Consider the following 18,562-nt stretch of genomic DNA (forward strand, 5'->3'; position numbering starts at 1 on the left):
ATGAAGGTAAAAACACGTTTTTCACTTCTTTTATCGCTTTTCTTGCTGTTTGCTGCGGCGAGTTCATTTGCGGCGGGAATAACTTTTTATCTTTCTAACTTTGAAACTTCTGTTAATGTGAATTCCTCCATTCTCACTTTAAATGTTGGTTACCCCTATTCCTCTTTAAGAATTGGCGAAAATTATTACGCTCAGCTTATGTTCAGAGAATCAACTCCCGTTTTTTACATGAAGATGGGCTTAAAGGTTTGGAAAAATGCTTTTTTTTCTTTATCGCTCGGCGCAAAGACAAAAATAGGAAAGATTTCGTATCCTCTGTGTACACAAAAGATAAGTGAAGTTGGAAGAAATTACATTTGGGCTGAGATGGCTATACATGAAGAAAATTTAAAAGCTTCTTTTTCTTACTCGAGGTTTTTTTCAAGCATTGCAAAAAACCTGTCAAAGGGTATTTTCTTCCTTTCACCTCCCAATTCCAATGGTGAAGAAGTTAACGCTGTAATGATGGGAACGGCGTATTCTTTTTTGCTTCAAAAGGGTTTTAGACTTTCCTTGTTGGCCAACGGTACTTTCTATTTTTCAGATGCCTTTATTTTCAAATCGCCAATCTTTGAGTTTGGGATATCTCTTTCCACGGATTTAAAAGAGCTTCAGGAGAATTTCTGAATTCGCTATGAATCTTTCGAATTTTTTAACTCTCAACGTGCGTTAATTTAAGAACTCAACGAAAGGGTAAAGTTGCTTGCTGGATGAGCTTTTTTAACCCTTTGAAGTGCTTGTTTGAAAATATGAGCATCCATTCTGACGGACTTCTAAAAAATATCTTTCGTAAAACGTTCGCAAAAACATGAGAAAAAAAGAAAATTCATTTCAAAGCAAGCGTGCGCGCTCTGGACGATGGTATAATTAAAATATGATAATGAGTATATCAAATTTGAGTATGGCATTTGGAGAGAGAACGCTTTTTTCAAATGTGAATTTATCTTTGGAAAGTGGACGTAAAGCCATTTTGCTTGGACCAAATGGATGTGGAAAGACAACTTTTTTGAAAATAGTGACTGGAGAAATAGAGCCATTGGAAGGAAACGTAGCCTTTTTTGGCAAAGGGCTTGGATATATTAGGCAATTTCGTTTGGAAAAAGATAGAACTTTGTACGAAGAAGGATTATCCACTTTCAAAGAGGCTTTGGATGCTTATGAAAAGGCTTTAAAAAGTGCAAGCGAATTGAATTTGGAATCGTACGATGAACATCTCGAAAAAGCGGAAATGCTGGATGTTTACGCTGTTGAAAAGAAAGTAAGAATGATGCTCAAGGGTGTTGGTTTCACAGAAAAAGAGTTTGGGAGAAAGGTTTCCACTTTGAGTGCAGGTGAGATGACACGCCTTCAATTGGCAAAGTTGTTGATAAACGAACCAGATTTACTCGTTTTAGATGAACCGGGAAATTATTTAGACATTTATGGCATGATTTTTTTAAAAAATGCCCTTCTTTCGATTAAAAGCGCAGTTTTGATGGCGACCCATGATAGGAGTCTTATGGAAAGCGTGGCAGACGAGATTTGGGACATGGATTTTGGCACTGTGAAAGTTTACAAAGGGAAATACCTTGATTTCTTGATTCAGAAGGAGAATTACGTTAAGAGCGTAAGGGCAAAAAAAAAGAACATTTCAAAAGAAATAAAACGTCTTCATGAAGTTGTTGAAAAGTACAAAAAATGGGGTAGAGAAAAAGCGGTAAAGCAGGCAAAATCAAAAGAAAAGCTCATAGAAAAGCTTTCAATTGAGAAAGAAAGGTACGTTTTAAATTCGAGTAAAAAGTTCAACAGGTTGAATTTGAGTGTAAAGAAAGCAACGGAAGATGTTGTATTAAGCGTTAATTCTCTTAAAGTTTTGGCTGGAGAAAAGTACATAGGAACCTTCTCTTTTCAGATAAAAAATGGGGAAAAAGTGGCGTTGCTTGGAAAAAATGGGGTAGGGAAAACGACTTTGCTGAAGAAAATAAATGAAAGGCCACCAAATGTACTGTTTGGGCCTAATACCAGAGTTGCCTACGTCGATACAGTAGGTTCTGAAAGAGAAAAGAGAACTTTGATATCTGTAATATGGGAATTTATGAAAGACAGGCCCGATTACGAAGTGAGAAGATATTTGGGAAGATTTGGTTTCGAAGGAGAAGATGTATTCAAAAATGTGTGTGATTTAAGTGGTGGAGAGTTCGTAAGGTTTGAGATAGCAAAGGCTCTCTTGAAGAAACCAAATTTCTTGATAATGGATGAACCAACAAATCATCTTGATGTTTACATGATAGAAGCTCTGGAAAACAGTTTAAAGAAATATGATGGCACTTTGCTTTTCAGCACCCACGATCTTGAATTCGCAAAACAAACGGCAAATCGTTTTTTCGTTATGTCAGACGGAAAGATCAGTTATTTTCAAGAACATGAAAAAGCGGTCGAATTCATGCAAGAAGCTTTTTCTCGAAGGAATGTGGAAAATTTTGAAAGGGAGAACGATTACGAAAAGAAAAAGGCTTTAAAAAACAAGAAAAAGTCTCTTGAAAGGAAGATAAAAGAAAGCGAAAGGTGTTTCGATTCTCTGGACGAAAAGTTGAAAAAATTAGAAGGTGAAATGCACAGATACGCGAGAGATCACGTTAAATTAAACGTGCTGAACCTTGAAAGAGAAGAAGTGGAAAAGAAAATGGAAGAGCTTTTAAGAAAAATAGAGAATTTAGAAAAAGAAATGAAAAGATTGGAGGAGGAAGCATGATAATAAGGAATGAAATGAATATTTCTGATCTTGTAAAAGTGGCGAGAGAATTTGAGGAAGTTCGCCTATCCGATGAGGCAAAAAAGAGAATAGAAGAATCCAGAAAACGAGTTGAGAAATTTTTGAATTCTGATAAGCCGATGTACGGGATAAACACTGGATTTGGAGCTCTGGCAAATGTGAAGATAGACAAAGAAGACATAGATCAACTTCAAGTAAATCTCGTAAGAAGCCATTCTGCTGGAGTGGGCCCGGTTTTTAGAGAAGACGAAGTTAGGGCCATGATGCTTTTAAGAGCTTTTTCTCTGGCAAAAGGTTATTCCGGCGTAAGAGTGGAAGTCGTTAATGGACTGCTCAACATGTTGAACAAGGGAATAACACCATTTGTTCCATCTCAAGGTTCAGTTGGTGCAAGTGGAGATCTGGCGCCTCTGGCACACATAGCGCTCTGTATGATGGGTGAAGGATACGCTTTTTATAAGGGAAAGAAGATGAAAGCCTCAGAAGCATTAAAGATAGCTGGAATAAAACCTGTTAAATACGAAGCAAAAGAAGGATTGGCTCTGACAAATGGCGCGCAAGCCATAACTGCGGTCTTAGCGTTAACGGTTCATGATTCAAAGATTTTGTTTGAATCCGCGCTTTTAAGTGCCGCAATTGCCATAGACGCGTTAAAGGGATCGACAACTCCATTCGATGCAAGAATTCATGAATTGAGACCACACAAGGGGCAAGCTTACGTGGCAAAAAAACTTCTTGAATACTTGGATGGAAGTGAAATAAGGGCTTCACATTTGAATTGTTCAAAAGTACAAGACGCTTACAGTTTAAGGGCCGCTCCGCAAGTTTTAGGAGCCGTCAAAGATACCATTGATTACGTTGAGAGTGTTGTGGTCACGGAGATGAATTCCGTTACCGATAACCCTCTTATCTTTGATGATGGAGCCTTGAGTGGTGGAAATTTCCATGGCGAGCCAGTAGCTTTGGCAAGCGATTTTCTTGGAATAGCCTTGAGTGAACTTGCTAACATAACTGAGAGAAGGATAGATCGACTTGTTAACCCACTCGTTTCGGAATTGCCAGCCTTTTTGGCAAGTGGAAAATCAGGTCTTAATTCTGGTATGATGATTTGGCAGTACACAGCAGCTTCGTTGGTGAGTGAAAATAAGGTGCTCGCCCATCCCGCAAGTGTGGATTCTATTCCAACATCTGCCTATCAAGAAGATCACGTTTCAATGGGCACTATCGCTGCGAGAAAAGCGAGGATGATATTTGAAAACACCGCTAAGGTTGTCGCCATTGAAGCCATGCTCGCTGCCAGGGCTATAAAATTTCACGAACCTTTGAAAACGAGTGCGTTTTTGCAAGATTATGTTAAAAAGCTGAGTTTAAAGGAAACAGAAGGGGATGCGTATTTGGGAGATGAATTTGAAAGAATTCTTAACCTTGTAAAAGAAGGAATGAAAAGAGGGGGTTGAATGCAGACAGAAGAGCTAATTGAATATCTAAAGTCACCGCAATACGTTCCATCCACAACATCCGTGATTGCCAAAAAGATCGGTAAAGATCCGAAAGAGGTAAACAAGATCTTGAAATTGTTAGAAGAAGAAGATCTAATTTATCGTTCAAAAAATTGGAAGTGGCACGTTGTTTCAGATGGCGAATTGATCGGAGAGATTAAGTTCACACGTTCGGGACGGAAGGCTTTTGTAACCTCTTTTTCTGGAAAAGAAGCGTTAGTCGAAGTGGTGGATACCGCATGGGCGCTTAACGGAGATAAAGTGCTCGTCAAACTCTTTGAAGTTAAGAATGATGATATTCCTCACGGCAAAGTTGTGAAGATTCTTCAGAGGGCTTTAAAGATGATAGTGGGTATTTACAAAGCTCAGGGAACCAATTTTGGCTACATTGCTCCGGACGATTCAAAGATAATATACGAGTTCAGGGTTTCAAAAGATGATTCTATGAATGCAACTGATAAAGATAAAGTGGTTGGAGAGATAACAAAATATCCAAGCGAAGAGTCTGAAGGAATGGCAAAGATTACGGCTGTACTTGGCAAGGCGGATTCTCATGAAGTCGATGTTCCAAGTATTCTCGCAAAATACCAACTTCCAGCTCCTGGAGAATTTCCAACTTCTGTTTTGAGGGAAGTTAGAAAGCTCCCAAAGAAAATAGATAAAGAAGAGCTGAGAAAAAGAAGGGATTTAAGAAAAAAGCACATTTTTACGATAGACGGTGAAGATTCAAAAGATTTTGATGATGCGGTTTCCATAGAAATGCTTCCAAATGGTAATTATTTGTTAGGTGTACACATTGCCGATGTTTCGTATTACGTAAAAGAAGGGAGCGCTACAGACAGAGAAGCCTTCAAAAGGGGAACGAGTGTTTACCTTTTGAATACCGTCGTACCAATGCTTCCATTTGAGCTATCAAATGACCTGTGCAGTCTGGTGGAAGGAAAAGATAGGTTAACCGTTTCGGTTGAAATGGAGATAGATGAATATGGTCGTGTTGTTAAGAAGGATTTCTTTAAAAGCGTGATCAGATCTGTGAAAAGACTTACGTATGAAAAAGTCACCAAATTGCTGGAAGATCCAGATGACAAGTTGAGAGAAGAGATAGGATTTTTGGAAGAAGAATTGAAAACCATGGCGAAGCTTGCCCATACGCTTAAAACGAGTCGTCTCGGAAGGGGTGCCATGGAGTTTGAATCCAATGATGTTAAGGTGATTTTTGATGAAGATGGAAATGTTAAAGATATAGTTTTAAGAAGGCAAAGCATTTCAGAAGCTATGATAGAGGAGTTCATGATCTTGGCCAACGAGGCGGTGGCCGAAATATTCGATATTCAACATTTTCCATTTATTTACAGGGTCCACAGCAGACCTGATCCTGAAGCTTTAGAAAAACTTTCTGAATATTTAAAAGCTATAGGCCTTAAGTTCAAGTTCACAGAAGACATACAACCAATTTTGTTGCAAAGAATTTTAGAACAGATTAAAGGCCATCCACTTGAATCTATAATCCAGCGTTTGTTGGTGAGATCTATGAAAAAGGCCGTTTATTCTGAAACAAACGTTGGTCACTTTGGACTTGCTTCGTTGAATTACACGCATTTTACAAGCCCAATTCGAAGGTACCCTGATTTGGTTGTGCACAGGTTGTTAAAAACATACATAGACAACAAAGGTTTCAAAAGAAAACAAATCAAAAAGTACATGGAGATCCTTCCAATAGTTGCCCATCAGAGTTCAAAAAGGGAGATTGTGGCGGATCAGGCTGAAAGAGACTTGATATCTCTCAAAAAAGTGGAGTACATGAGTCAACATGTAAGAGAGGTTTTTGAAGTCGTGATAACGGATGTGACGGAATTCGGTATTTTCGTTGAGATAACCGAAAAAGCAATAAGCGGTTTGATTCACATCTCTTCTTTAGATGATTACTACGTTTACAATCAAAAGATGGGTGCTTTGATAGGAGAAAGAAAAGGCAAAGTTTTCAAATTGGGAGATAAGCTAAAAGCGAAAGTTTTATCCGTTGACAAGACAAAGGGACAGATCGATTTCGTGTTGGAGGAAGAAGATGAAAGAAAACGAAAAAAGCCAGATCCTAAATCGTCTAAAAAAAATAGAAGGTCAAATAAAAGGCATTCGAGCAATGGTAGAAGGAGAAAGGGAATGCACTGAAATCTTAACTCAAATAGTTGCAGCGAGAGCGGCTCTGGAATCAGTTGCACGAATAGTCGTGAAAGACTACGCCGTTTCATGCGTTAAAGAGATGTCTTCAGATGAGGGCGTAGAGAGAATGGAAAAACTCATGAGGTTGCTTTTCAAGCACCTTTGAAGAATGGAGGGCTAAAAGATGAAAAAGTACCAAAAAACTTTGGTAATGGTGATACTTCTTGCTAGTCTGGTAACCGTCTCTTGGGCTACTCAAGGAGTATTGAACGGTGGGACTAACTCGGTTTCTCAGGTTATGCAGCTTATTCAAAATTATTACTACAACGCTACTTCCGTGAATTACCAGAAATTGGAAGATAGCGCCATAAAGGCCATTGTAAAAGCTTTAGGTAGCAGATTTACGTACTACTTCTCACCGGATGAGGTAAAAGAATTCGACATACAGACATCTTCTAAGTACGGTGGAATAGGAACGGAAGTTACCTACAATTCAACAAGAGATGCTGTGGAAGTGATAAGCCCAATGTATGGTTCTCCAGCGGAAAAGGCAGGAGTGAAAAGTGGAGATCTCATAATTTCAATAGATGGCTCGTCTGTTAAAGCAATGGGATACATTTCGGCTGTTAACGCGTTGAGGGGAAAACCTGGTTCGAAAGTAAAAGTTGAAATTTATCGCCCAAGTGAGAAAGCCACATTGGACATTGTTATAACTCGTGCTCTTATAAAATTGAAGACGGTAAAGTACACCACTTTGCAGGCTTCTGGAACGAAAATTGGTTACGTTAGAATAACAAATTTCAGTGAGACAACTGGAACGGAATTCGAAAAGGCTTTGAACAAGCTTTACGACGAAAAAATTGACGGTTTGATAATAGATTTAAGAGACGATCCCGGTGGTTTATTTTCGCAGGCTTTGGAAGTGGCAAGTGACTTTTTGCCAAAAGGAGATCTCATCGTAACGATGCGAAACAGATACGGTGTTGAAAGACCATACAGGTCATACGGAAACCTCTTTAAGAGGCTGCCCATAGTGATACTTGTCAACCACGGTTCCGCGTCTTCTTCTGAAATAGTTTCAGCAGCGCTGAGAGATAACGGTTATGCCGTGCTAGTGGGAGAAAGGACTTACGGAAAAGCCGCAGTTCAAACTGAGTTCAGGCTTTCAAACGGCGGTTTACTCTTGTTGGTGACCAATCACTACTTTACCCCAAACGGTCAGGACATAAACTTGAAAGGAATAACACCAGACTACGTTGTTAAGGAGTCAAGCTCCACTCCGACAAAGAGCGAGAGTTACAAGGCCCTTATAGAAAGCGTTGTGAGTTCAACCCAAAGTACGGCAACGGTGAATCCAAAAAAGGACGCACAGTTGCGGAAAGCTTTAGAAGTGATAATTCCTGAAATAAAATCGCACATTTTCTTTCCAAGGGATCTGAAACATTGAAAAGAACAATCGCATTCTTGTTGCTTTTTTCTTCTTTGTTTTATACCGCCATTTTTGGCGGAGGATTGTACGGGAAAATCATAGTTCTTGATCCCGGACATGGCGGTGTTGATAACGGAGCGACGGGACCAGGCGGGCTTTTAGAAAAAGTTATCAACTTGCAATTGGCTTTGGATCTAGCCAAATTGTTAAGGGCGCAGCAGGCAACCGTGTACATGACAAGGACGAGTGATAAGTACGTTTACTTACAAGATAGGATAGAATTGGCAAATAAAAAACACGCTGATCTTTTCGTATGCATACATCACAATTCACTGCAGGGGTATCCCAATTTTGACGAAACCGAGGCTTACTATTGGAATAAAAATGATACTTCCAAATTTGCCGCGGAGGAATTGGCAAGCGCAGTTGGAAAAGCTTTGAACTTACGTTGGAAAGTTATAAGGAACGATTTTAAAGTTTTAAGGCTTGCAAAAGTTCCAGCTGTGTTAATAGAAAGTAGCTTTATCTCATGTGTTAGTAGAGAAAAATGGTTGAGAAACCCATTGAACATTTGGAAAGAGGCGTTAGCCATAGATTATGGGATAATTACGTATTTTGAGATGACGGAGGTGAAATGATATGAGAGATTTCGTGTTTCAAAACCCCACAAAGATAATTTTTGGAAAAGGAAAAATTTCAAAATTGGGTGAAGAAGTGAAATCGTACGCCTCCAAAGTGCTTTTGGTTTACGGGCGAGGAAGCGTGAAAAAAAATGGTGTCTACGACGAAGTGACCAAGTCGCTGAAAGACAATGGTGTCGCCTTTGTGGAATTGTCCGGAGTTAAACCCAATCCCGTTTTGAGCAAGGTAAAAGAGGGAATAGAAATTGCCCGAAAGGAAAATGTTGAGGCAATCGTCGCTGTCGGAGGCGGAAGCGTTATCGACACGTGTAAAACTATAGCGGCAGGTTTTTATTACAATGGAGATATATGGGATGCGTTTGTGGGAAAGTACAAAGTGGAAAGATCGCTTCCAATTTTCGTTGTTCTCACCATTTCGGCCACCGGTTCAGAAATGAATGGTGGGGCTGTTATCACAAATGAAGAAACGAAGCAGAAGTTTTCTTTTTGGACAAACGCCAGTTATCCAAAAGTGTCGATATTGGATCCGAGTATTCAATTCAGCTTACCACCAATCCAAACGCTTAATGGCGCAGCTGATGCCATTGCTCACGTTTTAGAATTGTATTTTGACGGTACTCCAAATACGTTGGTACTCGATGAACTTTCAGAGGGAATAATTAGAACCATAATGTCTTCTACGGAAACATTGATAAAGTCTCCCAAAGACTACGATGCAAGGGCAAACTTGGTCTGGAGCGCCACGCTTGCCTTGAATGGTATAAATGGAACGGGAAGAAATGGTGGGGATTGGTCAAGCCATGCCATAGAACATTCTTTAAGCGCCCTTTACGATATAGCGCATGGTTCTGGCTTAGCCGTTGTTTTTCCGGCGTGGATGAAGTACGTTTACAAAGAAGATGTGGCAAAGTTTGCCAGATTGGCCAGAAAAGTTTTCAACGTTTCAGCAAAAGATGATGAGGAAGCTGCTTTGAAAGGAATAGAAGAACTTAAAGAATGGTTCAAATCTATAGGGCTTCCTGTAACTTTGAAAGAGGCGAAGATACCTGAAGATGAGATAGAAAAAGTCGTTGAAAACGCTTCGATGAGAACGCCTTTTGGAAAATTAAAAAGGTTGTATCCGGATGATGTGAGAGAAATTCTGAAGCTCTGTATGTAAAATAAGCAAAAAATATGGACTCTTTTGCCCTCTTATCGCAGAGGGCGCATTTTTCTAGATGTACATGCAAAATTAAAAAGGAGAAGATTTCTTACGTGCTTGATGAGAGAAGTTTAGAAGAGGCTTTAAGCTATTTTGAAGAAAATATAAAAGATTGCACCATGTGTGCGAGAAATTGCCACGTAAATAGGCTTTTTCAAGTGGGATTTTGCGGTCAAAAAGTGAATGCAAAGATCAGCGGAGCACTTCTCCACTTTGGTGAAGAACCTCCGCTTGTTGGTGAAAAAGGTGCTGGCGCAGTTTTTTTTAGCGGATGTGGAATGAGATGCGTGTACTGCCAAAATTTTGCTTTCAGTCATTTGAACAACGGAAAAGAAGTAAGCGATCAAGAGTTGGCGGAGATATTCCTTGCCTTTCAAAAAGCTGGAGCGAAGACGCTGGATCTTGTTACGCCTGAATCTCATCTTCGTTCCATACTTTCTGCTTTGCTAAAAGCTTTGAAGGAAGGTTTTGATCTTCCCGTTGTCTTCAATACTTCCAGTTATGTGAATGCGGAAACTCTGAGAGAATTAGAAGGAATAGTAGACATCTACCTTGCTGATATTAGATACACCAACGACGAATTTTCCTTTAAGTACTCAATGGTGCCGGATTATTGGAAGGTAACAAAAAAAGCCTTACGAGAGATGTACAGGCAAGTTGGCGCTTTTAACGAGGAAAAAATGAAAGGGCTTATAGTTCGACATTTGATCCTTCCAAACGGTGTTTCTGGAACCAAAGAAGCGATGAGGTTTATTGCAGAAGAGCTTTCAACGTCCGTACCTATTTCGCTCATGTCTCAATACTTTCCGGTTTACAAGGCTAAAAAAATACCAGAATTGGATCGTAAGATAACAAAGGAAGAATACGAGTATGCCCTTTCGATTATAGATGAATATGGTCTTAACGGTTGGTATCAGCCCCTTGAGGAAAAGACTCGTGGCGTCTACGCCAAAGCCATACGTGAATTCCTGAATTGGAAAGCAAAATGATATTTGGTTATCCTTTCACAGAACCAGCCGTCATACCAGATATGATTTTATTTTGAAAGACAAGCACTAATACGACTAGAGGCACGGTTACTATAACGGAAGCTGCCATTATCTGTCCCCATGGCACGATGTAGTATCCGGTAAACATCGCAATCGCCACCGGAACTGTGTACATCTGCGGAAGTTGCTCAAACGTTAATGCGAACAGAAATTCGTTCCATGAGAATATAAACGTTAAAAGTCCCGTTGCCACTAATCCTGGTGCTGAAAGGGGAAGCACTATTCTCCAAAACGTAGAAAATTTTCCGCTTCCGTCTATGTAAGCCGCTTCTTCCAATTCTTTTGGCATCTCTCTGAAAAAATTCTGGAGTGTCCAAACAGTCAAAGGAATTGTAAGCGCTATGTACGGTATTATGAGACCAGGATAGGTGTTTATAAGCTTTGCCGATCTGAGAATTTGAAAGAGCGCTCCAAGAATTGATACTTGTGGGAACATGCTTACAGATAGTATAAACAGCATAACCACAACTTTGCCAGCAAATTTCAATCGGGCTATCGCGTAACCAGTTAAAGATCCTATTGCCAAGCAAAGCAAAGTGGCCGCGCCAGCAACTATGGTACTGTTTAGAATATTACGCGCAAAAGGGCGCTCTGTGAAGACTTGAACGTAGCTTTTAAATTGTATTTTAAGGGGAAAGAGGCTTTGGTGCGATGAAAATAATTCCGAGGGTATTCTCAAGGAAGAGACAACCGCCCAGTAAAATGGAAAAAGAAAGTAAACCAAGACAACGATAACTCCAATGTAGAAAAGTATTTTCCTAATTTTTTTCTTTTTCATAAATGCAAACACCTCAGTCGAGTTTGATCTTCATCATTTTGACGTACAAAAACGCGAAAGCACTTATAATTAGAAAAATGGTTACCGATATTGCGCTTCCGTATCCAAAATATGGAGCGATGAATCCTTTTGTGAAGAGTACCCATTGATTGTAAACAGAGATAGTTTCAGTGTTGGCAGCTCCTTTTGTCATAACGTAAACTATGTCAAAAACTCTCATGGCATCTAGCGTTCTGAATATAAGAGCTATTCCCAACGTTGGACGTATTATTGGAAACGTTATGGACCAAAATCTTTGCCACGCGTTGGCGCCGTCTATTCTAGCAGCTTCGTAGAGCTCTTTTGGAATCATTTGAAGACCGGCCAATATCAAAAGAATCATAAAAGGAGTTGTTTTCCACACATCAACACTTATTATTGCCGGCATGGAGGTAGAAGGAAATCCTAACCACACTATTGGATTTTTCACGATGTGAAATTCCATGAGCAGAGTATTCACTATTCCGTAATTGTCATTATACATCCATCTCCACATCTGTGAAGAAACTACGGTTGGAATTGCCCATGGAATGAGCACTGCGGCTCTAACAAAGCCTCTCAATTTGAATTCTTTGTTCAACATTAAAGCAATGAGTATACCCAAGATCGTTTCTATTCCAACTGACCAAATTGTGAAACGAATTGTATTCCACAGATCGTTTAGAAAACGTGGATCGTGAAATAGCTTTCCGTAATTCGACAAACCCACAAAGACCTTACTTTGTGGATACATCAAGGCAAATTTGAAAAAACTGTTGTAGAGTGTTTGTCCTAAAGGCCAGAAAGCTATAAAAGCTATAACCGCAAGGGTGGGAATTATAAAGGCAGCTGCGTAAATTGGATCGCTACGGTGTAAGGGATCTTTTCTGGAAAACATTTCGTCCTCCCTTCGCAAATTTAATAAACAAAGAAGCGGGTAGGACCCGCTTCTTCATCGTTATTGTTCAAGAAGATCTTTAAGTTGTTTTGTGATTTTGGCAACGGCTTGATCGACCGTTAATTGTTTTGTGAGCGCTGCGTTGACGTTAGTGTAAAGTATTTCGGAGATTTGGGCGTATATAGGAGATTTAGGCCTTGGTTCTGCATTTTTGAAAACGGGCCACAGGGATTTGTAGAATGGATTTGCTTTGATGACGGCTGGATTGTTGTAAACGGATAATCTTGATGGGTTCTGGCCCGCATTGATAGCCTTGTAAGCTTCTTGTTGCGGTGAAGTCAAGAATTTAATAAGCTTCACGGCTGCCGCTATATGTTCGCTATTTTTGTTTATTCCAAGCTGCCAACCACCGAGTGTTGCAGAATGATGAACACCTGGGAAACCAGTTCCTTCTGGAAGTGGTTCAACGCCAACTTTTCCGGCAACTTTTGAATCTTTTCCGTTGAGCAGCGGCCAACAATAAGGCCAATTTCTCATGAATACCGCGTCACCATTTTGGAATATGTGCCTTGTTTCTTCTTCCATGTACGTCGTTACACCAACGGGGCTGATCTTGTATTTGTATATCATGTCTACCATCGTTTGAAGGGCTTTTTTGACCATTGGAGAATCAGAAACGACCTGTCCTTTATCGTTTAAGATAGCTCCGCCGTAAGAATGAACGTATTCCATGAAGTCGCATGTTAAACCTTCATATGCGGCACCTTGCCATACAAAGCCTTTTATTCCTTCTTTTTGAGATATAACTTGTGCTTCGTGTATAAGTTCATCCCATGTTTTTGGTGGCTCAAAACCGTATTTTTTGAGAAGATCTTTTCTGTAGTAGAGAAGTCCTGCATCTATAAACCATGGTGCAGCCACCAATTTCCCGTTGTAGGTATCCGCCCTTATGGCACCCGGAAAGAAATCCTTCAATTCGTCTTTACTGAAGTATGGGTTCAAGTTTACGAGGAAGTTTGCAAACGCCGGTGGCCAAATAACGTCCAACATCAAAACATCTGGTTGTGGCATTCCCGCACTTAGGTAAGTTACGTACAAGTTATAACGATCGGTTGAAGAATTTGGCATGGGCATTAAAACAACTTTGATGCCGGGATTTTCTTTTTCAAAAACTTTTATCTGCTGTTGAAGGACTTGGTATTCTCGTCCAACAGCACCCGCCGTCATTACTATGGTAGTTGCAAAGGAAGCGAATACTAACACCCCTATCATTGCAAGAACCAAAAAAACACTTTTCTTCACGTTGATCCCTCCCTTTGATTTTTAAAAAGCCCGGTGGGCTTTTGATATCGTTACGCTGACTCTCTTATCACGATTTTCGTCTGAAAGGTGATCTTCTTGGCTATTTCATGACCTTCGATCATGTTTATAAGCATACGAGCGGCCTCTTGCCCCATACTTTTTCTTGGTTGTTCAACGGTTGTTATTCCGGGATTGAATATGGCCGCTATTTCTACGTTGTCAAAACCTGTAACAGCAACATCATCGGGGATTCTAACTCCCTTTTTTGCCAGCCACTTTATCGTGCCGGCTGCTAACAAATCTGAAGCGCACACAATTGCCTCTGGAAGATCTTTTTTCATCAAAAGATCGACGTACTCTTTTGTTTGAGCTGGGATTTCTTCTTCCCTCTCATCACACTTCCACATCATTTTTTTATCGTATTCTAAACCATACTCTTTCATAACCAATTCGAAAGCTTTAGCGCGTTCAATTTCTGTTTTGTAACCCAGAAAAGACATTTTCTTCCTACCTTTTGAGAGAAGGTAATCTATTATCTTTCTTACAGCTTCTAAGTTGTCCACGTATATGTGTGGTTTGGCCATGAATTCTTCTTCTATTGTAACTATGGGAACATCTTCCGCTTCGGAAATAGCCTTGTAATATCTGTTATGACCAGTAGCCAAAACGATGCCATCCGCGGCTTTAGATTTAACGATTTTAACGTACTTACTTATGTCAAATTTTTCTGGGTCGAACCTTCCCATTAAAACGTTGTATCCTCTTAATTCGGCGTAATCTTGAATGCCAAGCACTATGTCTATGAAAAAAGTGTTAGACATATCAGGAATTGCGGCGATAATTGTGCCAACCACGCTTTTTTTTAAATTTTGCGCCAAAAAATTCGGCGTGTAACCCAATTTCTTAGCGGCGGAGTAAACTTTTTCTTTTGTTTCTCTGCTTACGATTTCTGGGTTGTTGTAAACACGGGAGACTGTTGCAATTGAAACTTTTGCCTCTTTAGCCACATCTTTTATACTTGCCATTTTTCACTTCCATACTTTCATTTTTTAGAAAACGAACATATTTAATGAAAACATTTACATTACATTTTGACACAAAATTTGAAAAGTTCCAAGCCTTATTTTTAAATGAAAAACACAATTATTCTTATTTATTTATGATTTTTCATAATTAAACACAAATATCTTATATTTTATTTAAATATCTCCGTTTTATGACATATATCTATTTATTTCATCTTTTAAATAAGTTTCTTAGGAGCGATGATAAAGTTAATTTTAAAATTCAAAAAAATGATCTTTAGAGTTGATTATGGAAACGTTTTCATAAAAACATTAAGTAAACAAAAAGGCTGGTATGCGCCAGCCTTTCAAAAAAATCAGTATTTTTGACGTTAAGCTTTTTTCTTTGATCTTTCGAAAAGAGCAATTATGAGAACCAATATACCTACGACTAAATCGTTGGTCATATTGATGGTGTAGCTGTGCGTAATCTGCGGTATAAACGCCGCGATTATCATCCACACACCACCGATGAGACCTATGATCCAACCTTGCCACGCGGAACCAGATGGTATCATCATGAATCCCACGATTGCAAGTACGATACCCACGATCAAATCGTTAACGAGGTTCCCAATTCCGAGCATTCCTGGAATGAAAGCCGCAACCACAAACCAGATACCCAGAATAAGTGCAACCCAACCTTTCCAAGACATTTGAAACACCTCCTCAAATTTTATTTTCAAGAACTTCCTTCCATCTTGATTAAGCAAAAAGCGTGCCAAAACTTAAGAAAAATGAATATGCCTATAAAATAAGGATTTATAGCGTAGTATTTTCTATATACAAAAACCAAGTGCGAACAGATTCATCGCACTTGGTTGACTTTTTACTTTTATTTGTGCTTTTTTGGTGCGTAGCTTTTTTTCGCACTTAAGCTCTTTAAATTAAAGTTCGTAAATCTTGGAGAATTTTTTGGTCACGTAATCCATGAAATATTTATGATTAAGAGGTTCGCCTGTAACTTTAACGATAAGATCTTTGGGATCGTAAAGCGCCCCGTACTTGTGTATCTTTTCTCTTTGCCATTCTCTGAAAGTTCTCAAATCTCCGTTTTCTATACGTTTAGAAAGATCTGGTATTTCCTTTTGCGCGGTGGCAAAGAATTGGGCAGCGTAAAGGTTGCCAAGCATATAAGAGGGGAAGTACCCCATTTGTCCTCCTGCCCAGTGAACGTCTTGGAGGACGCCTTCGGCATCGTTAGACGGTTTTATTCCAAAATACTCTTCCATCTTTTCATTCCATACATCTGGTAAATCATCTACTTTGACGCGTTTGTTTATGAGAGCTTCTTCTATTTCAAATCTCAGAATTATGTGCAAATTGTATGTAACCTCATCTGCCTCTATTCTTATGAGAGAAGGCTTGACCACGTTTATTGCCTTGTAGAAATCTTCCATTGGGATGGAAGAATATCTGGGAAATATTTTCACGAATTTTGGATAGAAGAATTCCCAGAATTCTTTCGATCTTCCTATGAGATTTTCCCATGTTCTCGATTGCGATTCGTGAATGCCCATGGATGCACCGGTTCCAACAGGGGTTCCGTAGTACTCTTCATTTATGCCTTGTTCGTAAAGGGCATGACCACCTTCATGCATAGTACCAAAGAGAGATGGACGCAAATCTTTTTGATCGTATTTCGTGGTGATTCGAACGTCTCCCAATCCTATTCCTATTGTGAAAGGATGTTCGGTTTCATCTAACCTCCCGCCTTCGAAATCGTATCCCATGGCATTCAAAGCTTCTATTGACAACTTTTCCTGCAGGGATTTGTCAAAATTTCCTGTAAGTATCGATTCGTCTGGAGCCTTAGCCTCTGAAATTTTTCTTATAAAGGGAATCAGATCTTTTTTCAAGCCTTCTATAACGTTTTTGAGATCTTTTGTAGTGGTGGAGGGTTCAAAACCTTCTATTAAAGCATCGTAACGATTTTCTTCATATCCATACATTTCAGCGAATTCTATTAGATAATCCACTATCTCTTTCAGAACGGGTTTGAATTTGGAAAAATTCTTTTCCGCCTTTGCCTCCTGCCAGATACTTTCACCTCTTGAGCACGCTATGGAAAATTTCTCGAATTTTTCAGGAGGAATCGCTTTTTGTCTCCTATATTCTTTCGTCATGAGATCTACGTTTCTTCTATCAAACTCGTTAAGTTTGTCATATACCCTTGGACGATTGAAATACTCTACAAATTCTGCAACTTTTGGTGCTGTTGACATTTCAAATATCATTCTTGCGAGTTTTCCAACCACATCCGCCCTTGCGGCAGCGCCTTTTGGAGGGATTTTCGTTCTCAAATCCCATTCAACCAAAGAAACGGCGTTGTGAAGCTTGGTGATTTCTTTCATGTAGTCGTACATTTCTTTCGTTTCCATATTTTCACCCCTCTAACAATCTTTTAGAAATCTCGTTGTGACGTTTTACAAGCTCTTGAATGTCATTGACAACGAGATCACCATTTTCCACCACCACGTTACCGTTAATCATGTTGAAATCCACTTTCTTCGCGTCGCACATTAAAATCGCCCCGACCGGATCGTCAAGACCACCGGCGAATTCAAGTCTATTCATGTCGAACGCGATTATATCAGCCGCTTTTCCAACTTCTATGCTTCCAATGTAATCATCCATTCGGAGTACTTTGGCTCCTCCTAGAGTTGCAAATTCCAGTGCTTCTTCCGGAGTTATGGCATCCGCGCCGTATTTTACCCTTTGAAGGAGCATGGCATTTCTGGCTTCCAATATCATGTTTCCCGTATCGTTTGAAGCGCTTCCGTCTACGCCTAACGATATTCTCATTCCTTTCATCTTCGTAATGGGCGCGATTCCAGAACCTAAACGCATGTTAGAAGATGGGCAGTGAGCCACTCCCACGTCATTAGATTTAAGTTTTTCGATATCTTTATCCGTTAATTGAACAAGATGTGCAAACCAAACCCTTGGATTCAGCCATCCAAGCTTTTCCATGTAATCTACAGGTCTTAGACCAAATTTTTCAACGCAAAATTCGTCTTCATCCTTTGTTTCGGAGAGATGGGTGTGAAGAAGGACATCCTTTTTTTCTGCCATTTCCAGTGTTTCGATCATGAGCTTTTCGGTTACGGAAAATGGTGAACATGGAGCCAAAGCTATGCGGAGCATGGAGTACTTGGAAGGATCATGATATTTCGAAATTACCCGTTCGTACTCGGAAAGAATTTCATCTTCACTTTGAACGACAGAGTCTGGTGGTAAGCCGCCATCTTTTTTAGACATAGACATAGATCCTCGTGTGGGATGAAATCTTAGACCGATATGGGAAACACCTTTTATCTCTTCATCGAAGATCTCATTCCTTCCCTTTGGATACAAATAAAGCATGTCACTTGTCGTCGTTACACCACTGAGGGCCATTTCAGCGGCTGCCACTGCCGCGCTAACGTAAGAGGCTTCTTCGTCTAAATTTTTCCATATTTCATAAAGGTTTACAAGCCAATCGAATAATTTCGAATTTTGAACTTTTTTCACGTTTCGAGTAAGAGATTGGTACAAATGATGATGTGTGTTTACGAATCCAGGAAGCATAACCATATTTGAACAGTCTATAACTCTGTCGAATTCTCCCTTTGGTTCTTCTTTTCCAACGTAAGTTATGACGTTTTTTTCGACTGTTACATAGGCGTTTTCCAATCTTCCCATTGATCCAAACGTTTCTAAATGGGCGATATCTTTGAAAAGGTACTTCAT

At 39.7% G+C, this 18,562-nt stretch carries 16 protein-coding genes; 9 read left to right on the plus strand and 7 right to left on the minus strand.

Annotation, left to right across the window (positions count from 1 at the left end):
- The 9 genes from ACXJIN_RS00995 to ACXJIN_RS01035 all read left to right on the plus strand — a co-directional run bounded on the left by ACXJIN_RS00995 (position 1) and on the right by ACXJIN_RS01035 (position 10,710).
- The gene (locus ACXJIN_RS00995; protein ID WP_456398763.1) at positions 1-666 is read left to right on the plus strand and encodes a hypothetical protein; all 666 of its coding nucleotides are present in this window, start codon (positions 1-3) and stop codon (positions 664-666) included.
- Positions 667-913: 247 nt separating this feature from the next.
- Positions 914-2,770: an ABC-F family ATP-binding cassette domain-containing protein gene (locus tag ACXJIN_RS01000; protein WP_456398764.1), complete on the plus strand. Its 1,857-nt coding sequence runs from the start codon at positions 914-916 to the stop codon at positions 2,768-2,770.
- On the plus strand, positions 2,767-4,248 hold the full coding sequence (hutH, locus tag ACXJIN_RS01005) for a histidine ammonia-lyase (protein ID WP_456398766.1): 1,482 nt from the start codon (positions 2,767-2,769) through the stop codon (positions 4,246-4,248). Before ACXJIN_RS01000 ends, hutH begins: the two co-directional genes overlap by 4 nt.
- On the plus strand, positions 4,249-6,459 hold the full coding sequence (gene rnr / locus ACXJIN_RS01010) for a ribonuclease R (protein WP_456398767.1): 2,211 nt from the start codon (positions 4,249-4,251) through the stop codon (positions 6,457-6,459).
- Positions 6,356-6,616 (plus strand): metal-sensitive transcriptional regulator, encoded by a 261-nt coding sequence (locus ACXJIN_RS01015; RefSeq protein ID WP_456398769.1) that lies wholly within the window; start codon positions 6,356-6,358, stop codon positions 6,614-6,616. Before rnr ends, ACXJIN_RS01015 begins: the two co-directional genes overlap by 104 nt.
- Positions 6,617-6,634: 18 nt before the next feature.
- The gene (locus ACXJIN_RS01020) at positions 6,635-7,897 is read left to right on the plus strand and encodes a S41 family peptidase (RefSeq protein WP_456398770.1); all 1,263 of its coding nucleotides are present in this window, start codon (positions 6,635-6,637) and stop codon (positions 7,895-7,897) included.
- Positions 7,894-8,517 carry an N-acetylmuramoyl-L-alanine amidase family protein gene (locus ACXJIN_RS01025; protein ID WP_456398772.1) on the plus strand — a complete coding sequence of 208 codons (624 nt, stop codon included), beginning with the start codon at positions 7,894-7,896 and terminating at the stop codon, positions 8,515-8,517. The genes ACXJIN_RS01020 and ACXJIN_RS01025 overlap by 4 nt, the downstream gene beginning before the upstream one ends.
- A gap of 1 nt (position 8,518) precedes the next feature.
- A complete protein-coding gene (locus tag ACXJIN_RS01030) occupies positions 8,519-9,679 on the plus strand; it encodes an iron-containing alcohol dehydrogenase (protein WP_456398773.1) in 1,161 nt (386 codons plus the stop codon).
- Between the two features lie 95 nt (positions 9,680-9,774).
- Positions 9,775-10,710 (plus strand): radical SAM protein, encoded by a 936-nt coding sequence (locus ACXJIN_RS01035; RefSeq protein ID WP_456398775.1) that lies wholly within the window; start codon positions 9,775-9,777, stop codon positions 10,708-10,710.
- A gap of 7 nt (positions 10,711-10,717) precedes the next feature.
- Here ACXJIN_RS01035 and ACXJIN_RS01040 read toward each other — a convergent pair whose 3' ends face one another.
- The 7 genes from ACXJIN_RS01040 to ACXJIN_RS01070 form a co-directional block, all read right to left on the minus strand.
- Positions 10,718-11,548, minus strand: coding sequence for a carbohydrate ABC transporter permease (locus ACXJIN_RS01040; RefSeq protein ID WP_456398777.1), 831 nt, complete (start codon positions 11,546-11,548; stop codon positions 10,718-10,720).
- Positions 11,549-11,561: 13 nt separating this feature from the next.
- Entirely contained in the window at positions 11,562-12,464 is a 903-nt protein-coding gene (locus ACXJIN_RS01045; RefSeq protein WP_456398779.1) for a carbohydrate ABC transporter permease, read from the minus strand.
- Positions 12,465-12,524: 60 nt separating this feature from the next.
- Positions 12,525-13,766 (minus strand): ABC transporter substrate-binding protein, encoded by a 1,242-nt coding sequence (locus tag ACXJIN_RS01050; protein WP_456398781.1) that lies wholly within the window; start codon positions 13,764-13,766, stop codon positions 12,525-12,527.
- Between the two features lie 50 nt (positions 13,767-13,816).
- Positions 13,817-14,791: a LacI family DNA-binding transcriptional regulator gene (locus ACXJIN_RS01055; RefSeq protein WP_456398782.1), complete on the minus strand. Its 975-nt coding sequence runs from the start codon at positions 14,789-14,791 to the stop codon at positions 13,817-13,819.
- Positions 14,792-15,162: 371 nt separating this feature from the next.
- Positions 15,163-15,486, minus strand: coding sequence for an SPW repeat domain-containing protein (locus ACXJIN_RS01060; protein ID WP_456398784.1), 324 nt, complete (start codon positions 15,484-15,486; stop codon positions 15,163-15,165).
- 231 nt (positions 15,487-15,717) lie between these two features.
- A complete protein-coding gene (locus ACXJIN_RS01065) occupies positions 15,718-17,211 on the minus strand; it encodes a carboxypeptidase M32 (protein WP_456398786.1) in 1,494 nt (497 codons plus the stop codon).
- Positions 17,212-17,215: 4 nt separating this feature from the next.
- Positions 17,216-18,562, minus strand: coding sequence for an 8-oxoguanine deaminase (locus ACXJIN_RS01070; protein WP_456398788.1), 1,347 nt, complete (start codon positions 18,560-18,562; stop codon positions 17,216-17,218).

Source organism: Mesoaciditoga sp., from assembly GCF_054006115.1.